Annotated in this window: 17 protein-coding genes; 5 read left to right on the forward strand and 12 right to left on the reverse strand. The window is 71.4% G+C overall.

What is annotated here, in order from left to right; all coding sequences use genetic code 11:
• The first annotated feature begins 13 nt into the window (after positions 1-13).
• Positions 14-2,467 carry a DNA gyrase/topoisomerase IV subunit A gene (locus ACZ5PB_RS05850; RefSeq protein WP_468688074.1) on the forward strand — a complete coding sequence of 818 codons (2,454 nt, stop codon included), beginning with the start codon at positions 14-16 and terminating at the stop codon, positions 2,465-2,467.
• A gap of 96 nt (positions 2,468-2,563) precedes the next feature.
• Here the strand turns inward: ACZ5PB_RS05850 and ACZ5PB_RS05855 are convergent, their stop codons facing one another.
• The gene (locus tag ACZ5PB_RS05855; RefSeq protein WP_468688076.1) at positions 2,564-3,682 is read right to left on the reverse strand and encodes a CobW family GTP-binding protein; all 1,119 of its coding nucleotides are present in this window, start codon (positions 3,680-3,682) and stop codon (positions 2,564-2,566) included.
• Between the two features lie 306 nt (positions 3,683-3,988).
• Here ACZ5PB_RS05855 and ACZ5PB_RS05860 point away from each other — a divergent pair, with 306 nt between their 5' ends.
• The 3 genes from ACZ5PB_RS05860 (at position 3,989) to ACZ5PB_RS05870 (ending at position 6,566) form a co-directional block, all read left to right on the forward strand.
• Entirely contained in the window at positions 3,989-4,465 is a 477-nt protein-coding gene (locus ACZ5PB_RS05860; protein ID WP_468688077.1) for a DUF6082 family protein, read from the forward strand.
• Between the two features lie 145 nt (positions 4,466-4,610).
• Positions 4,611-4,847 carry a hypothetical protein gene (locus tag ACZ5PB_RS05865; RefSeq protein ID WP_468688079.1) on the forward strand — a complete coding sequence of 79 codons (237 nt, stop codon included), beginning with the start codon at positions 4,611-4,613 and terminating at the stop codon, positions 4,845-4,847.
• Positions 4,848-4,964: 117 nt separating this feature from the next.
• On the forward strand, positions 4,965-6,566 hold the full coding sequence (locus ACZ5PB_RS05870) for a sensor histidine kinase (protein WP_468688080.1): 1,602 nt from the start codon (positions 4,965-4,967) through the stop codon (positions 6,564-6,566).
• A 40-nt stretch (positions 6,567-6,606) separates the two neighbouring features.
• Here ACZ5PB_RS05870 and ACZ5PB_RS05875 read toward each other — a convergent pair whose 3' ends face one another.
• The 5 genes from ACZ5PB_RS05875 to ACZ5PB_RS05895 all read right to left on the reverse strand — a co-directional run bounded on the left by ACZ5PB_RS05875 (position 6,607) and on the right by ACZ5PB_RS05895 (position 13,126).
• A complete protein-coding gene (locus ACZ5PB_RS05875; protein ID WP_468688081.1) occupies positions 6,607-8,205 on the reverse strand; it encodes a solute symporter family protein in 1,599 nt (532 codons plus the stop codon).
• Complete coding sequence (locus ACZ5PB_RS05880; RefSeq protein WP_468688082.1) at positions 8,202-8,687, reverse strand: DUF485 domain-containing protein; 486 nt, start codon at positions 8,685-8,687, stop codon at positions 8,202-8,204. The genes ACZ5PB_RS05875 and ACZ5PB_RS05880 overlap by 4 nt, the downstream gene beginning before the upstream one ends.
• 98 nt (positions 8,688-8,785) lie before the next feature.
• The gene (locus tag ACZ5PB_RS05885) at positions 8,786-9,532 is read right to left on the reverse strand and encodes a response regulator transcription factor (protein WP_468688305.1); all 747 of its coding nucleotides are present in this window, start codon (positions 9,530-9,532) and stop codon (positions 8,786-8,788) included.
• A gap of 122 nt (positions 9,533-9,654) precedes the next feature.
• Positions 9,655-10,839: a sensor histidine kinase gene (locus ACZ5PB_RS05890; protein WP_468688083.1), complete on the reverse strand. Its 1,185-nt coding sequence runs from the start codon at positions 10,837-10,839 to the stop codon at positions 9,655-9,657.
• A 169-nt stretch (positions 10,840-11,008) separates the two neighbouring features.
• Positions 11,009-13,126, reverse strand: a complete 2,118-nt coding sequence (locus ACZ5PB_RS05895; protein ID WP_468688084.1) for a DNA gyrase/topoisomerase IV subunit B — start codon at positions 13,124-13,126, stop codon at positions 11,009-11,011.
• A 461-nt stretch (positions 13,127-13,587) separates the two neighbouring features.
• On the opposite strand from ACZ5PB_RS05895, the gene ACZ5PB_RS05900 reads away from it, so the two are divergent.
• Positions 13,588-13,818 carry a DUF7455 domain-containing protein gene (locus ACZ5PB_RS05900; protein ID WP_468688086.1) on the forward strand — a complete coding sequence of 77 codons (231 nt, stop codon included), beginning with the start codon at positions 13,588-13,590 and terminating at the stop codon, positions 13,816-13,818.
• A 340-nt stretch (positions 13,819-14,158) separates the two neighbouring features.
• Here ACZ5PB_RS05900 and ACZ5PB_RS05905 read toward each other — a convergent pair whose 3' ends face one another.
• The 6 genes from ACZ5PB_RS05905 to ACZ5PB_RS05930 form a co-directional block, all read right to left on the reverse strand.
• Entirely contained in the window at positions 14,159-14,989 is an 831-nt protein-coding gene (locus ACZ5PB_RS05905; RefSeq protein WP_468688087.1) for a S1 family peptidase, read from the reverse strand.
• A gap of 215 nt (positions 14,990-15,204) precedes the next feature.
• Positions 15,205-16,749 (reverse strand): RNA polymerase sigma factor, encoded by a 1,545-nt coding sequence (locus tag ACZ5PB_RS05910; protein WP_468688089.1) that lies wholly within the window; start codon positions 16,747-16,749, stop codon positions 15,205-15,207.
• Between the two features lie 340 nt (positions 16,750-17,089).
• The gene (locus tag ACZ5PB_RS05915) at positions 17,090-17,977 is read right to left on the reverse strand and encodes a FadR/GntR family transcriptional regulator (RefSeq protein WP_468688090.1); all 888 of its coding nucleotides are present in this window, start codon (positions 17,975-17,977) and stop codon (positions 17,090-17,092) included.
• A 160-nt stretch (positions 17,978-18,137) separates the two neighbouring features.
• Positions 18,138-19,973 (reverse strand): ATP-binding cassette domain-containing protein, encoded by a 1,836-nt coding sequence (locus ACZ5PB_RS05920; protein ID WP_468688091.1) that lies wholly within the window; start codon positions 19,971-19,973, stop codon positions 18,138-18,140.
• A gap of 175 nt (positions 19,974-20,148) precedes the next feature.
• Positions 20,149-20,949, reverse strand: coding sequence for an NUDIX hydrolase (locus tag ACZ5PB_RS05925; RefSeq protein WP_468688092.1), 801 nt, complete (start codon positions 20,947-20,949; stop codon positions 20,149-20,151).
• 145 nt (positions 20,950-21,094) lie between these two features.
• Positions 21,095-23,134: a glycogen debranching N-terminal domain-containing protein gene (locus ACZ5PB_RS05930; RefSeq protein ID WP_468688094.1), complete on the reverse strand. Its 2,040-nt coding sequence runs from the start codon at positions 23,132-23,134 to the stop codon at positions 21,095-21,097.
• Positions 23,135-23,214 lie beyond the last annotated feature (80 nt).

The following is a 23,214-nucleotide window of genomic DNA, read 5'->3' on the forward strand; positions in this document are numbered from 1 at the left end:
AGCCGCAGCCGCGATGGCCCGCCGCAGCACGAAGACCCCGCAGCCGGACGAGGCGTTCGAGGAGAAGATCCTCGACGTCGACGTCGTCGACGAGATGCAGGGCTCCTTCCTCGAGTACGCCTACTCGGTGATCTACTCGCGCGCCCTGCCGGACGCGCGGGACGGCCTGAAGCCGGTGCACCGCCGCATCGTCTACCAGATGAGCGAGATGGGCCTGCGCCCCGACCGGGGGTACGTCAAGTGCGCCCGCGTCGTCGGCGAGGTGATGGGAAAGCTGCACCCGCACGGCGACGCGTCGATCTACGACGCGCTGGTCCGCATGGCGCAGCCGTTCTCCATGCGGCTGCCGCTGGTCGACGGCCACGGCAACTTCGGTTCGCTGGGCAACGACGACCCGCCGGCCGCGATGCGTTACACCGAGTGCCGGGCGGCCGACGCCGCGTCGCTGATGACCGAGTCGATCGACGAGAACACGGTCGACTTCAGCCCGAACTACGACGGCAAGGAGCGCGAGCCCGCGGCCCTGCCCGCCGCGTACCCGAACCTGCTGGTCAACGGTGCCACCGGTATCGCGGTCGGCATGGCCACCAACATGCCGCCGCACAACCTCGGCGAGATCGTGGCCGCCGCCCGCCACCTGATCAAGCACCCGGCCGCCGACCTCGACACGCTGATGCGCTTCGTGCCAGGACCCGACCTGCCGACCGGCGGCCGGATCGTCGGCCTGGCCGGCATCAGGGACGCGTACGAGAAGGGCCGCGGCACCTTCAAGATCCGCGCCACGGCCGCCGTGGAGAACGTGACGGCCCGCCGCAAGGGCCTGGTCGTCACCGAACTGCCCTTCACCGTCGGCCCGGAGAAGGTGATCGCGAAGATCAAGGACCTGGTCGGCGCGAAGAAGATCCAGGGCATCGCCGACGTCAAGGACCTCACCGACCGCTCGCACGGCCTGCGCCTGGTCATCGAGATCAAGAACGGCTTCGTGCCCGAGGCCGTCCTCGAACAGCTCTACAAGCTGACGCCGATGGAGGAGTCCTTCGGTATCAACAACGTGGCCCTGGTGGACGGCCAGCCGCTCACCCTCGGCCTCAAGGAGCTCCTGGAGGTCTACCTCGACCACCGCTTCGAGGTCGTGCGCCGCCGCAGCGAGTTCCGCCGTACCAAGCGCCGCGACCGGCTGCACCTGGTCGAGGGGCTGCTCGTCGCGCTGATCGACATCGACGAGGTCATCCGCCTCATCCGCTCCAGCGAGAACTCGGCGCAGGCCAAGGAGCGGCTGATCGAGCGCTTCGGCCTCTCCGAGATCCAGACGCAGTACATCCTGGACACCCCGCTGCGCCGCCTCACCAAGTTCGACCGCATCGAGCTGGAGTCGGAGCGCGACCGGCTCAACGGCGAGATCGACGAGCTGACCGGAATCCTCGACTCCGACTCGGAGCTGCGCAAGCTGGTCTCGGGTGAACTGGCCGCCGTGGCCAAGAAGTTCGGCACCGAGCGCCGTACGGTCCTGCTGGAGTCGGGTGCCTCAGCGGTGGCGGCCGTTCCGCTCGAAGTCCCGGACGACCCGTGCCGCGTACTGCTCTCCTCGACCGGTCTCCTCGCCCGTACGCCCAACGGCGAGCCGCTGGCCCTGGACGACGCACGGCGCACCAAGCACGACGTGATCGTCTCGGCCGTCCCGGCGACCGCCAGGGGCGACGTCGGCGCGGTGACCTCGGCGGGCCGTCTGCTGCGGCTCGCCGTGATCGACCTGCCGCAGCTCCCGGACACCGCGTCCGCGCCCAACCTGTCGGGGGGAGCGCCGGTCTCCGAGTTCCTCTCCCTGGAGGGCGACGAGACGCTGATCTGTCTGACCACCCTCGACGAGTCGTCGCCGGGCCTGGCGATCGGCACGGAGCAGGGCGTGGTGAAGCGGGTCGTCCCGGACTACCCGTCGAACAAGGACGAGTTGGAGGTCATCTCCCTCAAGGACGGCGACCGCATCGTGGGCGCGGCCGAGCTGCGTACCGGCGAGGAGGACCTCGTCTTCATCACCGACGACGCCCAGCTGCTGCGCTACCAGGCCTCGCAGGTCCGTCCGCAGGGCCGCCCGGCCGGCGGCATGGCGGGCATCAAGCTGGCCCCGGACGCCAAGGTGATCTCCTTCACCGCGGTGGACCCGGCGGCCGACGCGGTGGTGTTCACGGTGGCGGGCGCGAAGGGCACCCTGATGGGTGACGCGGAGTCCTCCGCCAAGCTCACCCCGTTCGACCAGTACCCGCGCAAGGGCCGCGCCACCGGCGGGGTCCGCTGCCAGCGGTTCCTGCGCGGCGAGGACGTCCTGATGCTGGCCTGGGCGGGCGCCTCCCCGGCCAGGGCCGCCCAGCGGAACGGCACCCCGGTGGACCTCCCGGCCCCGGACCCGCGCCGCGACGGCTCGGGCACCCCGCTGGCGAAGCCGGTCGCTGCGCTGGCGGGCGGGGTCTAGGACCCGGCTCCCGCTGAACGAGGGTGGGGTGGGGGGGGGGGGGGGGGGGGGGGGGAACACCCCCCCCCCCCCCCCCCCCCCACCCTCGTCGTACCGCTACGCCTCCTGCTGCGGCTGCTCGTCCGGGTCCTGTACGTAGCGCAGTACGCCCCACATGGCGCGCTCGCGCCGGTCCTCCTCCACGGCGGCCCCGCCGTCCGCCCGGCACTCCGTCAGCCGCGCGTGCAGCGCGGCCCCGTCCGTCCCCGACCCGATGAGCACGAGCTGGGTGAGCCGCTCCTCGCCTTCCCCCCAGGGCTCCGGGTAGAACCGCAGGAACCGGCCCACGGCGTGCACCGCGTACCTGTTGCGCGCGTCCGCATCGCCGAAGTCGACGTACCCCTTGATCCGGTAGAGCCCCTCGGGCCGCCCGTCGAGGAACTGCATCAGCCGCCCCGGATCCATCGGCACCCCGGACGTGAAGTCGACGCTCTCGTACGAGGAGTGCAGGTGCGCGGCGTGGTCGTGGCCGCAGTCCGCCGCGCCGCACCCGCTTTCGTCCCCGCTCGCCCCTTCCGCCACTTCCGCGCGCAGGTCCTCGAAGCTGAGCTGCCAGCCGTCCGCCCGGTGTTCGGCGTCGCTGCGGCGCTCGAAGAGCACTTCGGGGTCGATCCGCCCGTACTCCACCGGCAGTACGGCACCGCCGCCCAGCGCCCCGAGTTCCCTGCGCAGGGTGTCGAGCTCCCGCTCCCCCACCCGGTCCGCCTTGTTGAGCACCACCAGGTCCGCGACGGCCAGGTGCCGCACGATCTCCGGGTGCCGCTCCCGGGTCGCCGCGAACTCGGCGGCGTCCACGACCTCGACCAGCCCGCCGTACACCACCCGCGGATTCTCGCTGGCGAGCAGCATCTTCACGAGTTCCTGCGGCTCGGCGAGACCGCTCGCCTCGATGACGATCACGTCCATGCCCGCGCCGGGCTCGGCCAGCTTGTCCAGATAGAGGTCCAGCTCGCTCGCGTCCACGGCGCAGCACAGGCAGCCGTTGCCCAGCGACACCGTCGAGTCGCCGAGCTGCCCGGCGACGGCCATGGCGTCGATCTCGATGGCCCCGAAGTCATTGACGATCGCCCCGATGCGGGTGCCCCTGCTGCGCCGCAGGAGGTGGTTGAGCAGGGTCGTCTTGCCCGCCCCCAGGAACCCCGCGAGGACGACGACCGGAATCTGTTGCCTGGACATGGTCACGATCGTAGGCGAGCCGGTGGGGTCTAAACGTTTTCGGCCAACCGGTCCGGAGGGAGGGTTTCCGCCGGTCGGCAGTGCTGGTGAACGATTGTTGGCGGCGCGTTACGGGCACATACACGGCAGGCCACGAGGAGTGCCGGTTCGCCGTTGCTTCCGTGCGCCGTGTCTCCGCCTCCCGCCGACCGGAGCGGTTCGGCATCCTGGGGGGCGGCACGCAGTCAACGACCGTCGCCGGCCCGCGCAGTACTTCCGTCCCTCCGGTGCTCGGTGGACGGTCGCCTGTGATTTCGGGGGTGGGGCATGACCACGCAGGGACAAGGGGCTCAGCGGGGGGTCACGGCGGGCCTGGCTTTCGGGGCAGCCGTCGTCGCGCTGATGGTGCAACAACGGCAGCTGCACCGCCGTTCCGATCTGGCGGCCAAACACCGGCTCCAGTTCGACGTGCTGTGCAAGGCGATGGACGATCCGGTACTGGCCGCGGTGCTGGACACGTACGAGGACGCGGTACGCCCGGAACAGCACCGGCAGTTCCTCTTCGCGAACGCGCTCTACGGGAATCTGCTGCACGCGTACAGACTGGGCACCACGAACCTCGAAGAAACGCTGGGGCATCTCCGGGGCATCTGCCAGAACCCGATCTTCCGGGACTACTGGGACGTCACCAGGCACCACCGGGAGAGCCTCCCGGCCGGCTCCCAGGAACGGATGCTGGCCGCACACGTGGACGAGATCGTCGCGCGCGCGAGCGAGGAACAGGACCGGTGGTGGATCGCCTGAGGCGAGTGCGCCGTCTTCGCGCCGGGGACGCCCCCGCACGCCCTCCACCGCAAGACTTGAATGAGGCAATCTCGTACGGCGCCAGGTGTTTACATATGTGGGGTTTATGCCCGCATCCGTACACATATGAGGCATTGGTGCTCCTGTGAACATCCTTCGCCGTATCGGCGCATCCCCCCGCGAACGCGGCAGCATGTCCGGTCAGACCTGCCCGGACATCTTCGAGCTCGATGACGGCAACTTCGCCGTCATCGGGACCGACGCCACCGCCGCCCTCGACGGGGGTCTCCCCGCAGACGCCGGACGTGCCGACTACGAGCGGATCGTGGTGATCACCCGCGAGACCCTGATCCGCGCCAAGGCGGACATCCCGGACGCCTAGTAACCGGCGCCGAATCACCACGTACCAGGAAGAGCCCGGCGGAGCCGTATGCCGCCGGGCTCTTCCGCGTACCCGTCCCGGCGGCCCCCTCGACCGCGTCCTCTAGCGTGTCTCCCCATGCGCATCAACTGGCCGCAGCGCGTCGTCTCCCGTTTCCTGCTGATGCAGCTGGCGATCGCCGCAGGCGTCACCGTTCTGGCCACCGGCCTCTTCCTCGCCCCGCTGGGTGCGCAGCTCGACGACCAGGCGATGCGGCGGGCGCTGGCGATCGCCCAGGTCACAGCCTCCCCGAGGACCGCCGAAACGCTCCTCGGTTCGCCCGCGGCGGCGGGCGGCCCGGTGCAGGCCGAGGCCGAACGGATCCGGCGGGCGACCGGTGCGGAGTACGTCGTGATCATGGACCGGCGCGGCATCCGCTGGTCGCACACCTCGACCGGGCAGATCGGCCGGACCGTCTCGACCGACCCCAGCGACGCGCTCGCGGGCGCCGAGGTCATGGAGATCGACAGCGGCACGCTCGGCCGCTCCGCCCGGGGCAAGGTTCCGCTGCGCGATATGCACGGACGCATCGTCGGGGCCGTTTCGGTCGGGATCGAGTACGACACGGTGCGCGGGCGGCTGCTGGCGGCGATCCCCGGGCTGCTCGCCTACGCGGGAGGGGCGCTCGCGTTCGGCGCCCTGGCCGCGTACCTGATCTCCCGCAGGCTCCACCGGCAGGTCCACGACCTGGCCTTCTCCGATCTCGCGGGCCTGCTCGCGGAGCGCGAGGCGATGCTGCACGGCATCCGCGAGGGGGTCGTCGCCCTCGACCCGCGGGGCAGGGTGCGGCTGATCAACGACGAGGCGCAGCGGCTGCTGGGCGTCGGCGACGAGGCCACCGGCCGGCTCCTCGACGACGTGCTGGGCCAGGGCCGTACCGCCGACGTGCTGGTCGGCCGGGTGACCGGCGAGGACCTGCTGACCGTCCGCGGGCCCCGCGTGCTGGTCGCCAACCGGATGCCCACCGACGACGGCGGCGCGGTGGCCACCCTGCGCGACCGCACCGAACTGGAGCAGCTGGGCCGTGAGCTCGACTCCACCCGTGGCCTGATCGACGCCCTGCGCGCCCAGGACCACGAGCACGCCAACCGGATGCACACGCTCCTGGGGCTGCTGGAGCTGGAGATGTACGAGGAGGCTGCGGAGTTCGTCACCGAGGTCGCCGGGGTGCACCGGGCCACCGCCGAGCAGTTCACCGAGCGCATCCACGATCCGCTGCTCGCGGCGCTCCTGGTCGGCAAGGCCACCGTGGCGGCGGAACGTGCGGTGGTGCTGCGTCTCGCGGACGGCACCCTGCTGCCGGACCGGCTGGTGGACCCCCGGGGGCTGGTGACGGTGGTCGGCAACCTGGTGGACAACGCGCTGGACGCCTCGGCCGGTTCGCCGGGTGCCGCTGTGGAGGTGGCGCTGTACGCGCGGGGCCGGGAGGTGGTGCTGCGGGTGACGGACAGCGGGGCGGGAGTTCCTGCGGAGCAGCGGGAGCTGATCTTCACGGAGGGCTGGTCGACCAAGGAGCTGCCCGCCCATGGAAGGCGCGGTCTGGGCCTCGCGCTGGTACGGCGGCTGGCCGAGCGGCACGGCGGTACGGCGCGGGTCGCCGAAGGGCCGGACGGGGGCGCCGAGTTCACGGTCGTACTGCCGGAAGCCCTGGCTGGTCCGGCTGCGGCGGTACGACCGTGAACGGCGCGCGGGACCCCGCGCCCGTGGGGCCGAGCCGTGCTCAGGCGGCTCCTGCCCCGGTGAGGGCGCGGACCTCGGTCTCCGCGTGTTTGGCCTCGTCCGGCGGCTCGGACGAGGTGACGGTGCCCAGCCAGCCCGCGAAGAAGCCCAGCGGGATCGAGACCAGGCCGGGGTTCTGGAGCGGGAAGAACTGGAAGTCGGCGCCCGGGAACAGCGCTTCGGGGCTGCCCGAGACCACCGGTGAGAACACCACCAGGAGCACGGCCGGGATCAGTCCGCCGTACACCGACCAGACGGCGCCGCGCGTGGTGAAGTTCCGCCAGAAGAGGGAGTAGAGCAGCACGGGGAGATTGGCGGAGGCCGCGACGGCGAAGGCGAGGCCGACCAGGAACGCCACGTTCAGGTCCTGGGCGAGCAGGCCCAGTGCGATGGCCACGACTCCGATACCGCCTGCGGCGACCCGGGCGACGGCGACCTCGCTGTACTGCTTCGCGCGCTTGCTGCGGCTGCGCAGGGAGGCGTAGAGGTCGTGGGCGACGGAGGCGGAGGAGGCCAGGGTGATGCCCGCGACGACGGCGAGGATGGTCGCGAAGGCGATGGCCGCCACGACGGCGAAGAGAACCGTTCCGCCTGTTGAACCGTCGCCTCCGCCCAGGTCGGCGGCGAGCAGCGGAACGGCGGTGTTTCCGGCCGCGTTCGACGCCCGTACCCGGTCCGAGCCGAGGATCGCGGCGGCGCCGAAGCCCAGCACGATGGTCATCAGGTAGAAGCTGCCGATGAGGCCGATCGACCAGACCACGGAGCGGCGGGCGGCGCGGGCGGTGGGCACGGTGTAGAAGCGCGACAGGATGTGCGGCAGGCCCGCCGTGCCGAGGACGAGGGCGAGTCCGAGGCTGATGAAGTCGAACCGCGCGGTCCAGTCCCCGCCGTACTTGAGGCCGGGCGCCAGGAAGTCCTTGCCGTGTCCGCTGCGGTCGGCGGCGGTGCTCAGCAGCTGGTTGAAGTCGCCGTGGAAGCGCACCAGTACGAGCACGGTCAGCGTGAGTGCTCCGGCCATCAGCAGGACGGCCTTGACGATCTGGATCCAGGTGGTGGCCCGCATTCCGCCGAGGGTCACGTAGATCACCATCAGGGCGCCGACGCCGATGACCGTCCAGGTCCTGGCGGCCCCGCTGCTGCCGCCGAGCAGCAGTCCGACGAGGGAACCGGCGCCGACCATCTGGGCCACCAGGTAGAGAACGGAGACGGTCACCGAGGACGTTCCCGCGGCGATCCGCACCGGCCGTTCGCTCATCCGGGCGGCGACCACGTCGGCGAGGGTGAACCGGCCGCAGTTGCGGACCAGTTCGGCCACCAGGAACAGGACGACGAGCCAGGCCACCAGGAAGCCGACGGAGTAGAGCATGCCGTCGTACCCGAAGAGGGCGATGAGGCCGGAGATGCCGAGGAAGGAGGCTGCGGACATGTAGTCGCCCGCGATGGCGAAACCGTTCTCCATGGGCGAGAACAGGCGACCGCCGACGTAGAACTCCTCCGCCGAACCGTGCCGGTTGCGGCTCACCCAGGTGGTGATCGCCAGCGTGGTCGCGACGAACGCGCTGAACAGGAGCAGGGCAAGGGTCTGGTGACCGTGATTCACCGGACGTCCTCCCTGGTGAACCGCGTCAGCTCCTGGGTGTCCCAGCGCAGTTCGAGAGCGGCCCGGTCCCGGCGCAGCCGTGCGTGCCGTGCGTACGCCCAGGTCAGCAGGAAGGTGGTGAGGAACTGGCCGAGCCCCGCGACCATCGCGACATTGACCGCCCCGGCCACCGGCCGGGCCATCAGCTCCGGCGCCGCGGTCGCCGCGACGACGTACGCGAAGTACCAGGCGAGGAAACCGAGGGTCGCGGGGAAGACGAACCGCCGGTAGCGGCTGCGCACTTGCCGGAATGCCGCACTGCGCTGCACTTCCAGGTAGATGTCGGCCGCACTGTGTTCGCGCTCGGGGGCGGCGGGCTGGGGCGGCACCGCGTGCGCCGGGGTGCCCGCACCGCCCATTTCGCCCCACCCGGAGGCGAGCGCGTCATACCACGGGTCGTCGAACCGCGTCGCCGCGGACTCACGCCCTTCGTGCTTGTCCACCGAACAACTCTCCTTGTCCGCGGCCGGATTGGTCCGCGCGCCCCAGGATGGGCAGACCGGAAAGATCCTCGGTTCGGCAATCCCCTCTCTTCACCCCATTAGGTGACGTCCGCACCTGTCCCGGCACCACCTCTTCCCACTCTTCCCCCTCTTCCCGGTCCTCCCGTTCTTCCCGGTACGTCCGGAGCGCCCGCCCGGGGCGGCCGGGCGAGGCCCTGCCGGTAGGCGTACCGCATGGCCTGGGCACGGTCGCGCACACCGGTCTTGGCGAAGAGGTTGTTGATGTGGGTCTTCACCGTGGCCGGCCCGATGCGGAGCGCCCTGGCGATCTCCGCGTTGGGCATCCCTTCCGCGATCAGCCCCAGTACCTCGGCCTCGCGCGGAGTGAGCCCGTCCGGCAGCTCCTCGGGCCCTTCCGCCTCCGGCTCGGGCGCGGTGACCTGCTCAAGGAGCCGACGCTGCACACCGGGCGAGAGCCCCGCCTGCCCCGACATCACGTCCTGCACCGCCCGCAGGATCTCCGCACCGCCCGCGTCCTTGGTGAGGTACCCCCGGGCACCCGCCCGCAGCGCCGGGAAGAGCCAGTCGTCGTCCGCGTACGTCGTCAGCACCACGACCTGCGTCGACGGATGTCCGTCGCGGATCCTGCGGGTCGCCTCCACCCCGTCGCAGCGGGGCATCCGCAGGTCCATCAGCACCACGTCCGGCGCATGTTCCGCCACCAGGGCGACGGCCTCCTCACCGTCCCCCGCCGAGCCGACCACCTCGATACCGGGCAGCAGTCCCAGCAGAAGCACGATGCCCTCGCGCACCATGGCCTGATCGTCGACGACCAGCACCCTGATCCCGCCACTGCCACCGCCCCCGGCTCCCCGCTCCGTCCCGCTGGGCTCCGTCCCGCTGGAACCGCTGGAACCACGGGAGTCGCCGGAGTCACTTCCGACGGAATCCCCCACACCCGAACCCTTCACACCGGCATCCGCAGCCTCACCACGAACCCCTTCCCTTCAGGCCCCGCTTCGAGCGTGCCCCCGAGCAGTTCCGCCCGCTCTCGCATCCCCAGCAGACCGTACCCGGCGCCCGTGGCCGAGAGTTCCCCCTGCGCCGCACCCGGCCGCCCCAAGTCCCGTACCTCCAGCTCCACTTCCTCCCCTCCGTACGTCAGCACCAGCCTGACCACCGCCCCCGGCGCGTGCTTGCGCACATTGGTCAACGCCTCCTGCGCCACCCTCCGCACCACCTGCGAGGCATCGGCGGTCAACTTCCGCCGCTCCCCGACCACTTGGACATCGGCCCGGTCGGCCGCCGCCAGCTCCCGCAGGTAGTCCTCCACGGGCGCCATGTCCCCGCGCAGCGCCGAGAGCGCCTGACGGGTCTCCGCGAGCCCCTCACGGGCCATCCCCCGCGCTGCGACGACCCGCTCCAGCACGCCGTCCCTGAACTCCCCCTGCGGCTCGCGCTCGATCAGCAGCCGCGCCGCCTCCAGGTGCACCATCTGCGCGGAGAGGCTGTGAGCCAGGACGTCGTGTATCTCCCTGGCTATTCGGGCGCGCTCGGCCAGGGCCGCCGTCTCGGCCTCCGCCGCCCTGGCGGCCCGCTCCTGCGCGAGGAGCCGGAACCCGGAGCCCCTGGCCTGTGCGTCCAGCCGCAGCATGTATCCGATGGCGACGACCCCGAAGCCCACCACGGCCATCTCCCGGGCACTCACCTCGCCCATCACCGCGTGCACGCCCATGATCGCGCCGCTCACCGGGAGCCCCACCACCAACGGCAGCCGCTGCATGGCCTGAATCGTGCAGACGACCAGCAGAATCGCTCCGGCCGTGTCCGCCCGTGCCGTGTACGACCCGACGGCCAGCAGCGTCACCGCGCCGAGTACTCCGAGCGAGGCCGGCAGCCAGTGCCGCTGGGTGAACCGGTCGTAGAGCTGGGCGGCCCCGACGACCGCCGCCAGCGCGAACGGCGGCACCACCACAGCCACCCCGCCGAAGGCCCCCGAGTCGTACGCCTCCCAGAGCATCCAGAAGCCCATACCGAGCCACATGACGAAGTCGATGGCCATCCGGACCCGGGGCACTCCGAGCCTGGACAGGGCCTCCGGGGGAGGCCAGGCGGTGAATCCGCCGCTCGACTGCTGCGTCTGCGATCCCATGCCGTCGACATTACGGATCCGGCACCCGCCACGGATCGGAGCGTGGGTGGAGCTTTTCGCTCCACCCACGGGTTGAGACACCGGCCGGACAGCCGGCCGCCCCGAACGGACAACCGGCCGGACGGACGACCGGCCGGCCAGACGGACAGCCGACCGGCGAAGCAACCGGTCAGGCGTCGATGCGCGACCTGTCCAGCGTGGCCGCCGCGCTGGTGATGAACTCCTTGCGCGGCGCGACCTCGTTGCCCATCAGCAGGTCGAAGACCTGCTCCGCGGACTCCAGGTCCCCGATGTTGATCCGCCGCAGCGTCCGGAAGCGGGGGTCCAGCGTGGTCTCCGCCAGCTGGTCCGCGTCCATCTCGCCGAGGCCCTTGTAGCGCTGGATGTCGTCCTTGTACCGGACGTTCTTGCGCTGGAACTCCAGCAGCGTCTGCCGCAGCTCGTTGTCGGAGTACGTGTAGACGTACTTGTCCTGGCCCTTCTTGGGCTGGACCAGCTCGATCCGGTGCAGCGGCGGTACGGCCGCGAAGACCCGCCCCGCCTCGACCATCGGCCGCATGTACCGCTGGAAGAGCGTGAGCAGCAGGATCCGGATGTGCGCGCCGTCGACGTCGGCGTCGACGAGGAGGACGATCTTGCCGTACCGCGCCGCGTCGATGTCGAAGGTCCGGCCGGACCCCGCTCCTATGACCTGGATGATCGCGCCGCACTCGGCGTTCTTCAGCATGTCCGAGACGGATGCCTTCTGAACGTTGAGGATCTTGCCCCGGATCGGCAGCAGTGCCTGGAACTCGGAGTTCCGGGCCAGCTTCGCCGTACCCAGCGCGGAGTCTCCCTCGACGATGAAGAGCTCGCTGCGCTCCACGTCGTCGCTGCGGCAGTCGGCCAGCTTGGCCGGCAGCGAGGACGACTCCAGCGCCGTCTTCCGGCGCTGTGCGTCCTTGTGCTGGCGGGCCGCGATGCGGGTGCGCGCGGCGGCGACGATCTTCTCCATCACCGTGCGCGCCTGCGCCTTGGCATCGCGCTTGGTGGAGGTCAGGAACGCCTTGAGTTCCTTGGCGACCACGGCGGCGACGATCCGGTTGGCGGCCGACGTACCGAGGACTTCCTTGGTCTGGCCCTCGAACTGCGGCTCGGCGAGACGCACCGTGACCACGGCGGTGAGGCCCTCCATGGCATCGTCCTTGACGACGTCGTCCTCGGCGACGCGCAGCAGCTTGGTGGCGCGGAGCGACTCGTTCACCGTCTTGGTGAGGGAGCGCTCGAAACCGGAGACGTGGGTGCCGCCCTTGGGGGTGGCGATGATGTTGACGAAGGACTTGACCGTGCTGTCGTACCCGGTGCCCCAGCGGAGCGCGATGTCGACGGCCAGTTCCCGGGTGACCTCGGTGGGCGTCATGTGGCCGCGGTCGTCGAGGACCGGAACGGTCTCCTTGAAGGTGCCGTGCCCGGTGAGCCGCGTCACGTCGCAGATCGCCCGGTCCTGCGCGAGGTACTCGCAGAACTCACTGATGCCGCCGTCGAAGCGGAACGTCTCTTCGCTCTTGCCGACGCCCTCCAGGTCCCGCTCGTCGCGTACGACGATGGTCAGGCCCGGCACCAGGAACGCCGTCTGGCGCGCCCGCTGGTAGAGGTGGTCCAGGGAGAGCTTGGCGTCCTTGAGGAAGATCTGCCGGTCGGCCCAGTACCGCACCCGGGTACCGGTGCGGGTCTTGGGCACGCGCTTGCCCTTGAGCAGGCCGTTCCCCGGATCGAAGGGGGCGTCGGGGCCGGATTCGGTGAAGATGCCGGGGACACCGCGCCGGAAGCTGATCGAGTGCGTGACACCTCGGTCGACCTCGACGTCGAGGCGTGCGGAGAGCGCGTTCACCACGGAGGCGCCCACGCCGTGCAGACCGCCGGAGGCGGCGTAGGAGCCGCCGCCGAACTTTCCGCCCGCGTGCAGCTTGGTCATGACGACCTCGACGCCGGACAGGCCCGTCTTGGGCTCGACGTCGACCGGGATGCCCCGGCCGTTGTCCTGGACCTCGACCGAGCCGTCGTCGTGGAGGATCACCTCGATGCGGTCGCAGTAGCCGCCGAGGGCCTCGTCCACGGAGTTGTCGATGATCTCCCAGAGGCAGTGCATCAGGCCGCGGCTGTCGGTGGACCCGATGTACATGCCGGGCCGCTTGCGGACCGCCTCAAGACCTTCGAGGACGAGCAGGTGCCGCGCGGTGTAATTGGAACCGTCACGGTCGGCACCGCTCAGCAGTGCGGCGGACGGGACGGTCGTATCGGCGGTCACGCGGTTCGCTCCTCGCTGAATTTCAAATGGGCCCCGATGGGGTACGGGGTCGGCGTCGTTCGCCGCTCAGAGGGTAACGGGGCCTGGTAGAGCGGGTGTAACGCCACCCTCGGGAAAACTCATGCTAGTCCAGACACGTACAAGTGTTCGATCCCTCGTTGGAGTGAAGCACATGTCACGTTCCCTTCCGGGCATGAACCATTTAGGCTCCGGGCACGTCCTCATGAACAACCCGGCAATCCAGCCGGGCGGGCGCACCCCCCTGACAAACCAGAGACAAGCCAGCAACGCGAAACCGTAAAGCGAAGCAATACGGCTCATTCGCCGCCAACCGGCAACAGACAACCACTCCGGACGACCTCCGGAAGAAGTTTCAAGTAAAAGCCACGAGCGGGAACGTTTTCGGCCTGGTTGGATGTTGACCCTGGTACGACAGCTCGTCGAGCTAGAGAAGAGGCGACGTGACTACTGTTCTGACCCCCGCGAGCCCCCTGACGGCCGCTGACCGATGCGACCGCTGCGGCGCCCAGGCATACCTGCGCGTTCTCCTGGCCAGCGGCGGCGAACTGCTCTTCTGCGCCCACCACGGTCGCAAGTTCGAGCCTGAGCTCAAGAAGATCGCCGCGGAAATACAGGACGAGACGGACCGGCTGACGGTCACGCCTTCGTCCTCGGAGGACAGCGAACGCTGACGCCCTAAGAGCGTCCACGACGAGCCAAGGACCGGTCACGACCGGTCGACGGGCGGCCCTCCCCGGGTGTGCGGGGCAGGCCGCCCGTTCTCGTGCCCGGGACACGCTGATTCCTCGGGCCGGCGAACGGCCTCTCGTACGCCCTGGTGGCCCGCAATCCCGACCGGGGTCCCAGGAGACCCGGGCGCCGGGCCGCAGCCGCGAGGCGGCCCACAACGGCCGTCGCAACGCCCCTGGCCGCCCACGCGGCAGTGCCCCGGGGCCCTGCACTCGACCCCAGGGCCCCACCGCACCACCCCCGAGCCGCGGCCCACCCCCCTTCCCCCCCTTCTCCGCCTCCTCAGCCCTGCTCGGCCAGCACCTCTCTCACTGCCGAGATCCGGGTGTACACCCCGGGGTTCTGCGCCTGCCCGCAGCCGCTCCCCCAGGAGACCAACCCGATCAGCCGCCCCCTGGCCACCAATGGCCCCCCACTGTCCCCCTGGCAGGCGTCACGGCCCCCTTCCGGATCCCCGGCGCACAGCATGGTGGCCGGGAGGTACTTTCCGTCCACGTTCCCGGGGTACGCCTCGGCGCAGGCGGCGTCCGGCAGCACCCGCACCCGGGCGGAGCGCAGCGAGCTCGCATAGGTCCCGCCGCCCGTGGTGTCGCCCCAGCCGTAGACCGCCGCTGCCGTGCCGGGCTCGGCGGCCGAGCTGCCCTCGCCCGCCATCCGGATCGCGTAGTGGGCGGGCAGCGCGGCGGACAGGGTCAGCACGGCCACGTCGCCGGAGTTCGAGAGCGGGTCGTACGAGGGGTTGACCCAGGTCCTGCGCACCGCAATCTCCCGGCCGCCCTGGCCCCGCAGTTCCCCTCGGCCGGCGATGACCTTCAGGTCGCGCACCTCGGCCAGCGGTACGCCCAGTACGTCCTGGCCCAGGCAGTGGGCCGCAGTTACCACCTTGGTCGGTGCCACCACCACTCCCCCGCAGAACTGCCCCGCCCGCGTACCCCCGAACCGGTCACGGCTGGAGAGGGCCACCGCCCACGGGCTGTCCGCGATCCGCACCTGCTGCCCGCCTATGACGACACCGTCGGCGGCGGCAGACCCCGCGGTCACCAGCGGTGACACGGCCACGGCAGTGGTCAGGGCAAGGGCCCCGGTCAGTGATCGGGTGATGGGTCGGCGCATGCGTCCTCCTGACTCGGGGGTGAATTCAGCTCACCCAGAGTCATCCAGCCCCCATCGCGCCGCACCCGCACGCATGCCGAGGGCCCGGGCCTCCGTGCGGCACATGACGCGCACGTAGCGCGCCGGGACCGTACCGGAAGGACCGGGCCCGCTTCGGCCGACCGGTCAGGCGGACAACCAGATCAGCCGGTCAGTCGGTCAGTCGAGGTAGCCGGTCAGTCGAGGTAGTCGCGCAGCACCTGCGAGCGCGACGGGTGACGCAGCTTCGACATCGTCTTGGACTCGATCTGGCGGATGCGCTCGCGCGTCACCCCGTAGACCTTGCCGATCTCGTCCAGCGTCTTGGGCTGGCCGTCCGTGAGACCGAAGCGCATCGAGACGACGCCGGCCTCGCGCTCGGAGAGGGTGTCCAGGACCGAGTGCAGCTGCTCCTGGAGCAGGGTGAAGCTGACCGCGTCGGCCGGAACCACGGCCTCCGAGTCCTCGATGAGGTCACCGAACTCGCTGTCGCCGTCCTCGCCGAGCGGAGTGTGCAGGGAGATCGGCTCACGCCCGTACTTCTGGACCTCGACGACCTTCTCGGGGGTCATGTCGAGTTCCTTGGCCAGCTCCTCCGGGGTGGGCTCGCGGCCCAGGTCCTGGAGCATCTGGCGCTGCACACGCGCGAGTTTGTTGATGACCTCGACCATGTGCACCGGGATGCGGATGGTGCGGGCCTGGTCGGCCATGGCGCGGGTGATCGCCTGGCGGATCCACCAGGTCGCGTACGTCGAGAACTTGTAGCCCTTGGTGTAGTCGAACTTCTCGACGGCGCGGATCAGACCCAGGTTGCCCTCCTGGATGAGGTCCAGGAACAGCATGCCCCGGCCGGTGTAGCGCTTGGCGAGGGAGACCACGAGGCGGAGGTTGGCCTCCAGGAGGTGGTTCTTGGCGCGTCCCCCGTCCTGGGAGATGATCTCCAGCTCGCGCTTGAGCTTCGGTGCGAGCTTGTCGGAGTTGGCCAGTTTGTCCTCGGCGAACAGTCCGGCCTCGATGCGCTTGGCGAGCTCCACCTCCTGCTCGGCGTTGAGGAGGGGGACCTTGCCGATCTGCTTGAGGTAGTCCTTGACCGGGTCGGCGGTGGCGCCCGCGACCGCGACCTGCTGCGCGGGGGCGTCGTCCTCGTCGTCGTCGGAGAGTACGAAGCCCTTGCCCTCGCTGCTCTCCTCGTCGTCGCCCGCCTTGGCCGGGGTCTCCTCGGTCGAGTCGTCGTCGGCTGCGGCCGGGGCGTCCTTCTTCGCCGCGGACTTCTTCGCCGCCGTCTTCCTGGCGGTGGTCTTCTTCGCGGCGGTCTTCCCGGCCGTCGTCTTCTTCGCGGCGGCCTTCTTGGCGGGCCCCGAGCCCTCCTCGTCGACGACGGCGTCCACGGCCTCCGCGGCGGGTGCCGCGGCGGCCGCAACTGCCCGGGGGGCAGCCGCACTTGCCGCGAAGGTACGGGGAACGGCACGCTTGGCCGGGGTCTTCGCCGCGACGCTCTTGCGGGCGCCCTTCGGCGGCTCCGCGGCGGTCACCATCAGCGTCACACCCTCTTCCTCAAGGATCTGATTGAGGCTGCGCAGGACGTTCTTCCACTGGGTCGGCGGAATCCGGTCGGCATCGAATGCCCGACGCACGTCGTCTCCGGCGATCTGCCCATCAGCCTTCCCCCGCTCGATGAGCGCCAACACGGACTCGGACTCGGCGATCTCCGGCGGGAGCGTACGGGATGTGCTGGCCGACACGAACAACCTCTCGGAACGATGGAAATGGCGTCCGACCCCGCCCGCGAGGGCCTGAGCCGACGACCACCGGCTGGGGATGCACCGGCGGACCGGGCGAAGACCGGGAGCGGGCCGCGGGGCCGCGAGCGGCTCCGCATTCCCTCCTCGGCTGTCACCTCTTAGGTCATCGCGGGATTCCGAGGAGTGTTACGCCCAATCTTCGTGGTCCGAGTCACAACAGAATGACCATGAACGTCACAGAAGTGATGAGTGCCCACAATCGTGTCGCCGAACCCGAAGGGTCCGGCGACACGAGGAGCAACCTCCCGCACGGAGCGGGGCATTCGGGAGCGGTACGGAGTCAGTGCTCACGCGGCGCAGGAACGACGCGCTCCACTTCGGGGTGCACCGTGAGGAGTTGACGCATCGCCGACTCCGCTCCCGAACCGTCCCCCGCCGCAAGGGCGTCGGCGATCCGGGCGTGGTGGGAGAGCGAGGCGTCGGTGGGGCGGTCGCAGCCGAAGATCGGCCCGCCGGACACCTGAAGGGCGGCCGAGACGATGCCGGAGAGGTGCTCCAGCATGCGGTTGCCCGCGAGCTGGATGAGCAGGGAGTGGAACTCGGCATCGGCCCGGGAGAAGGTGAGGGAGTCGCCCTGGGCGAGCGCGTGCCCCATGATCTCGACCATGTCACCGATGCGCTGCTGCATGTCCGCGCGCCCGTGACCGGCGGCGAGCCTGGCCGCGAGCGGCTCGATCGTCCAGCGCAGTTCGGCGAGTTCGCGGCGCTGGTCGTCGCGCTGGGGGCCGAAGGCACGCCATTCGATGATGTCGGGGTCGAGCAGATTCCAGTCGCTGACCGGGCGGACACGGGTACCCACATTGGGACGGGCGCTGACCAGGCCCTTGGCCTCCAGGACGCGCAGCGACTCACGGACGACGGTGCGGGAGACCTCGAACCGCTGGCCGATCTCCTCGGGCACCAGCGGGCGGTCGGCGCCCAGATCGCCGGAGACGATCATCTGCCCGAGCTGCTGGACGAGTTGGCCGTGCAGTCCGCGGCCCCGGTTGCCGGCCGCGCGGCGGCCGACCCGGCCCAGGTCGGATTCCGGACTGTCCCAGCCGAGCGGGCCGACCCGGTCGGCGCCGGGAGTCTCCGCGTAGGGGTAGCGGTCGAGTTCACCAGGCCCGGCAAGACCTGAGTCGACGGGGCGGGCGGCGGTCATCATGGTGTGCGCAAGGGTACTCACGGATGAGTTGTCGGCTGGAGTCCGTTGCCCCTTGAGGTCTTTGGTGAAAAGCACACGAAAGGGTGATCACCGCCCACTCTTCAATTGACGCCTTATCGGAAAGAAATGGGCGTTCTCGGCGGAGTTGTGGGCGCTTCGTCGACTCTGCGTCGACTTGCGGTCACCAACGCGCCTTGCGGCGAAGCCCGGTGAGCAGATACGCGCACAGGAGTGCAGGGAGCGACAACACCAGTGCCACACCGACCGGTTGGGCGAGGAGCCGCATCGCCGACAGCAGCCACTGGTCCACATCACCGGGCAGCCTCAGCCACACCAGCTCCCGCAGCCTGCTCGGGAGTCCGGCCATCGAACGCGCGGCCGGTCCTGTGAGCAGGTGCTGGACCGCGGGCGCGACCACGACGGGTACGGCGAGTACTGCGGCCAGTCCGGCGGCGGTGACCCGGAAGACCCCGGCACCGAGCAGCCCGGCCCAGGCGCAGCCCACGCAGAGCGCGGCCCAACTCGCCGCCCTGGCAGGAAGATCCGGGGCGAGTTGCGCCAACTCCGCCCCGTACAAGAAGCGCAGGAGCAGGAAGTCCGCCCCCGCCGTCGTCGCGGCGAGCAGCAGCGCGAGGCCTGCTGACACGGTGAGCTTGGCCAGCAGGAGCCCCAGCTTCCGGGGGGACGTGCCCCGGGAGGCCGCGAGCGCCGGGTAACGGAACTCGTCCCCGAAGGCGAACGCACCGAGCAGGCCCGCACCGAAGGCAGCGGGCGGCAGCGGAAGCAGGTCGGGCCAGGCTGCCGTCGCGACGGGCAGGGGGGTGGCGCCGCCGCGCGCGAGGAACGCTGCGAGGACGGCGGAGACGCACAGGACGGCGGCGACGGTCACCGCGGTGGTCCTGGTGCCGAAGGTGCGGCTGAGCTCGTACCGGAGGGGACGGAGCGGGCTGCGGAGGGGGCGGGGCGGGGCGGACGCGGGGGCGGGGGCCGCGGTGACTGCGGGGGCGGAGGTGGCGGCAGCGATGGAGGTGGTGGCAGAGGTGGGTGTGGCAGGTGATGCGGGCTCGGGCCCGATGGCACCCGCCGCTTCCGGAGCACTGCCTTCCACCGGCGGCCGGGGTACGTGCAAGGGCTCGGCCCGCGGCCCCATGTCGCCGACCTCGTCGGCGAGTTGGTGCAGCAGTACGCCGTGCCGGAAGGCGGTCTCGCCGATCTCCGCGCAACTGCTGCCGTAGACGGAGAGCCGGTTCCCGCCCTCCGGTACGACCTCGACGGAGCGACGGCCCACCCTGGCCTCCTTGCCGAGGAGGGCGCCGAGCCGGAGCGCCTGCGGGGTGCGTACGGCGACCCGGGGGCGCAACCGGGTGCGGGCGAAGTCGGCGGCGTCCTGGTCGGCGACGAGGCGGCCCTGTTCGAGGGTGATGACGCGGTCGGCGGCGCGGGCGGCCTCCTTGGGGTCGCCCGTGGTGTACAGAACGGTGCCGCCGTGTGCGGCGTGTGCCCGCAGGAGCCCGAAGAGCCAGCTGTTGTCGCGGGGGGAGAGCCCGGCGGCGGGTTCGTCGAGCAGGAGGGTGTGCGGGTCCGCGAGGAGCGCGGAGGCGAGACCGAGCCGGCGGTCCATGCCGAGGGAGAGCGAACCGAGGCGCTGTTGCCCCAGCCCCGCGAGGCCGACGACGTCGAGCAGTTCGTCGGCGCGCGACATGGGAACCCCCGCCGCCGCGCACAGCATCCGGAGCTGACCGCGCGCGGTCCGGGAAGGGTTTCCGGGTACGTCGCCCAGGAGTGCGCCCACCTCACGGGCGGGGTGGGCGATGCGGTGCAGGGGCCGCCCCCTGAAGTAGGTGACGCCACGCCCCTGTTCGAGGGAGAGCATCAGGCGCAGTGTGGTGGTCCTGCCGGATCCGGGGGTGCCGAGGAGCGCGGTGACGTGCCCCGGCCGGGCCTGGAAGGTCAGGTCGTCCACGGCGGGCGGGCGGGCCCTGCGCCGGGTGCTGGTGAGTCCGATGGCCTGGAGCATCGCTTCCCTCGCGTCTCTTGCGTCTCCCGCATCTCCCGTCTCTCCCTCGGGAGGTGGGACCGCTCGGCGGCTGGGACGGGTACCGCAGCAACATAACGCGACATTTCAGACTTTTTGCGCAGCGGGAAGAACTGCGGGTGTCAGACCCTGGCCGGCTGTCGGGCCCTGCCGGCCGTCAGACCTCGGGACGCAGCATCGGCGGATTGAGCACCGGCGACCCGCCCGCCCTGAACAGCTGCGCGGGACGGCCGCCCTGACGGGTCGTCGTACCGCCGGAGGGTACGAGGAAGCCGGGCGTACCCGTCACCTTGCGGTGGAAGTTGCGGGGGTCGAGGACCACGCCCCACACCGCCTCGTACACCCTGCGCAGCTCACCGACGGTGAACTCCGGCGGGCAGAAAGCGGTGGCGAGCGAGGAGTACTCGATCTTGGAGCGGGCCCGCTCCACACCGTCGGCGAGGATCTGCGCGTGGTCGAAGGCGAGCGGGGCCTTGTGCTCGCCCTCCCTGCCGAAACCCTCCGCGTGGTCGAGCAGGTCCTCGACCGGGGCCCAGCGGGCGCTGTTGGCGTCGCCGCCCGCACGGGGGGCGGGCAGGTCGGGGGCGAGCGCCAGGTGGGCGACGCTCACGACTCTCATCCGGGGGTCCCGCCCCGGATCGCCGTAGGTGGCCAGCTGCTCCAGGTGGGCACCGTTGCCGAGGCCGGTGGCCGACGTGTCGTGCGCGGTGGGCACGGACAGGGCGGTGGGCGCGGACACCGCGACCAGCCCGGTCTCCTCGGCCAGCTCCCTGGCCGCGGCGGCCGCCAGGTCCTCGTCGGCACGGACGAAGCCGCCGGGCAGCGCCCAGCGCCCCTGGAACGGCGACTCACCGCGGCGTACGACCAGGGCGCAGAGCGCGTGGCGGCGCACGGTGAGCACGGCCAGATCCACGGTGACGGCAAAGGGCGGAAAGGCCGACGGATCGTAGGGCGACATGCCGCGATCATAGTCGTCTTCCTGACGATAAACAGTCCCCGCGCCCCTCCCCTTGCCCTGCCCTGCGACTCTTTCCCCGCCTCCTTCGCGACCCCCTTCTCCGCCTGCTCCGCCGTCCCGTTCCGCTTCGTCCCGCGTCATGGCCTCACACACCCAGCTGAAGCCCGTCCGCGGCTTCCTCGATCATCCCGAGCCCGAGCCTGCTGACCCGTACCGCGAAGGGCTCCGCCGCGACCCGCAGCCCGGAGAGCTGCAGGGCGCCCAGCGGTGCGCTGCTGAGCGGTGCCAGCCGGACCGTGCCCGCCGGAGCGTCCGGGCGGATGCCCACGAGGGTGGCCAGCAGGTGGATGCCCGCCGCGGCCGACACCGCGGCGGGCCTGCACGCCGCCGGGTGCGGCAGCGGCAGGCTGCCGCCGGTGCGCTGCTCCCCCGCGTACATCTCGGGCAGCCGGTGGTCGAAGGCGGCCGCCGCGTCCAGCAGTCCGCGCAGCAGGGATCCGGCCTCCTTCTCGTATCCGGCGGCCGCCAGTCCGGAGACGGCGACGGCCGTCTCGTGGACCCGTACGGCGCCGCTGCGGTGGCCGAACGGGTTGTACGCGGCCTCCTTCGCGCAGAGTCCGCGCAGCCCCCAGCCCGAGTCCATGGACGGACCGCCGAGCAGCCGGGCGAGCTGCTCGGTCTGCACCCTGTCCAGCAGCCCCGGTGCGAGCTGTCCGGCCCCCAGCAGACCCGTGTCCAGCAGGTGCACTGCTCCCGCGCCGAGCGGCGGAACCAGCCGCCCGTCGGGGGTCCTGGCCGCCGCGGGGCGGCCGCCCGCCCGGTCCTCGATCCAGAATTCCCGACGGAACGCACGGCGCAGGGCGCCCGCCCATTCGCGCCAGCCCTCGGCCCCGGGCCTGCCGCAGGCCTCCAGCAGGTCGGCGCCGAGCAGAGCCGCACGATGCGCATGCGCCTGTGTCTCGGCCCGGCACAGTCCGCCGGGACCGCCGTCCCGCAGGTACACCCCCTCGCCGACCGCGCTGCGCAGCCAGTGCAGGCACTGCTCGGCGGCGGGCAGCAGCTCCGCGAGTTCCGGCTCGGGAAGCCCCCAGCGCCTGGCCTCGGCGAGTACGACGGGGAAGGCGAGGGTCGCCTCCACGCCGGTGCAGCCCGCCGGTAGGTACGGTCCCGCGTCCCGGAACGGCCCAGGGATCCTGCCGTCGCCGCCCTGCCGGGACCGCGCGACGGTACGCAGCGTGGCCGCCGCCAGCCGGGTGCCGAGCGGAAGGGCCATCCTGACCGCCCAGAGCGCCTCGGCCGGGGCGAGCCCGCAGCGCCACGGGACACCGGCCGCCGGATACACGTCCGACGGGTGGGCGGGGTCCCGCATCAGCAGGGAGCGCAGGTCGTCGACGCCGGCCCGCAGCAGGTCACGCACCCGGGGGTCGTCGCCCTCCGCGTCCACCTCCGGCAGCGGGCAGCTGCCGCTCCGGCCGGCGGAGCGGACCACCCGGTCGGCCCTGACCCGCAGTTCGATGGTGCGGGAGCCTCCGGGCGGCAGCTCCATCTCCCAGCGCAGCAGTCCTGCCGAGGCGAGGGCGTCGCCGGGCGGCGGGTCGGCCGTCACCACGGCCAGGGCGTGGGACGCGGCCCAGCGCAGGCCGGAGTCGTGGACGCTGGCGGGCAGTTCGGGTCCCGGCCGGCCCGCTCCGATGGCGCCCAGGTCCGCGAGGTCGGTGGCCAGGGAGATCTCCACCGGCACCCGGATCGGGCGGGGCACCGAGTTGCGCAGGGTGATCCGCTCGATGCCGTCGGCGGTCCTGATCCGCTCGACTGCGACCCCGGGGTCGGGGCCGCAGCCACCGGGCGTACGGACCACCGACACGAACCTGGCCCGGTCCGCGCCGGTCAACCTGCCCCGTACGGCGACGGGTTCACGGCCGGCCACCCGCAGCACACAGCGCGAGAGCAGCCTGCGGCCCGACTGGTAGAAACCTTCGAGCCCGTTCCCGGTGAGCTGGCCGTGCTCGGCGGAGATGGCGAGGGAGGGCAGGTCGGCGCAGACGATCATCGTGTGCACCGCGGGCAGTGCGGCGGGCTGCCCGCCTCCTGGGGCGCCGCCTCTGACCGGGGCGGTCCGGTCGGGGCGGCGGGGCCCCGGGGGTGTGCCGCGGGTTGCGGACGACGGCGGGACGGTGAGTGCCATGCGGTGCCTTCTCTGCGCTCCGAAGGATGGCGACGGATGTGACGGCGCGGTGCGTGCGGCGACGCCACACAGGTGAACGC

It is taken from the genome of Streptomyces sp. NPDC032721, assembly GCF_055579625.1.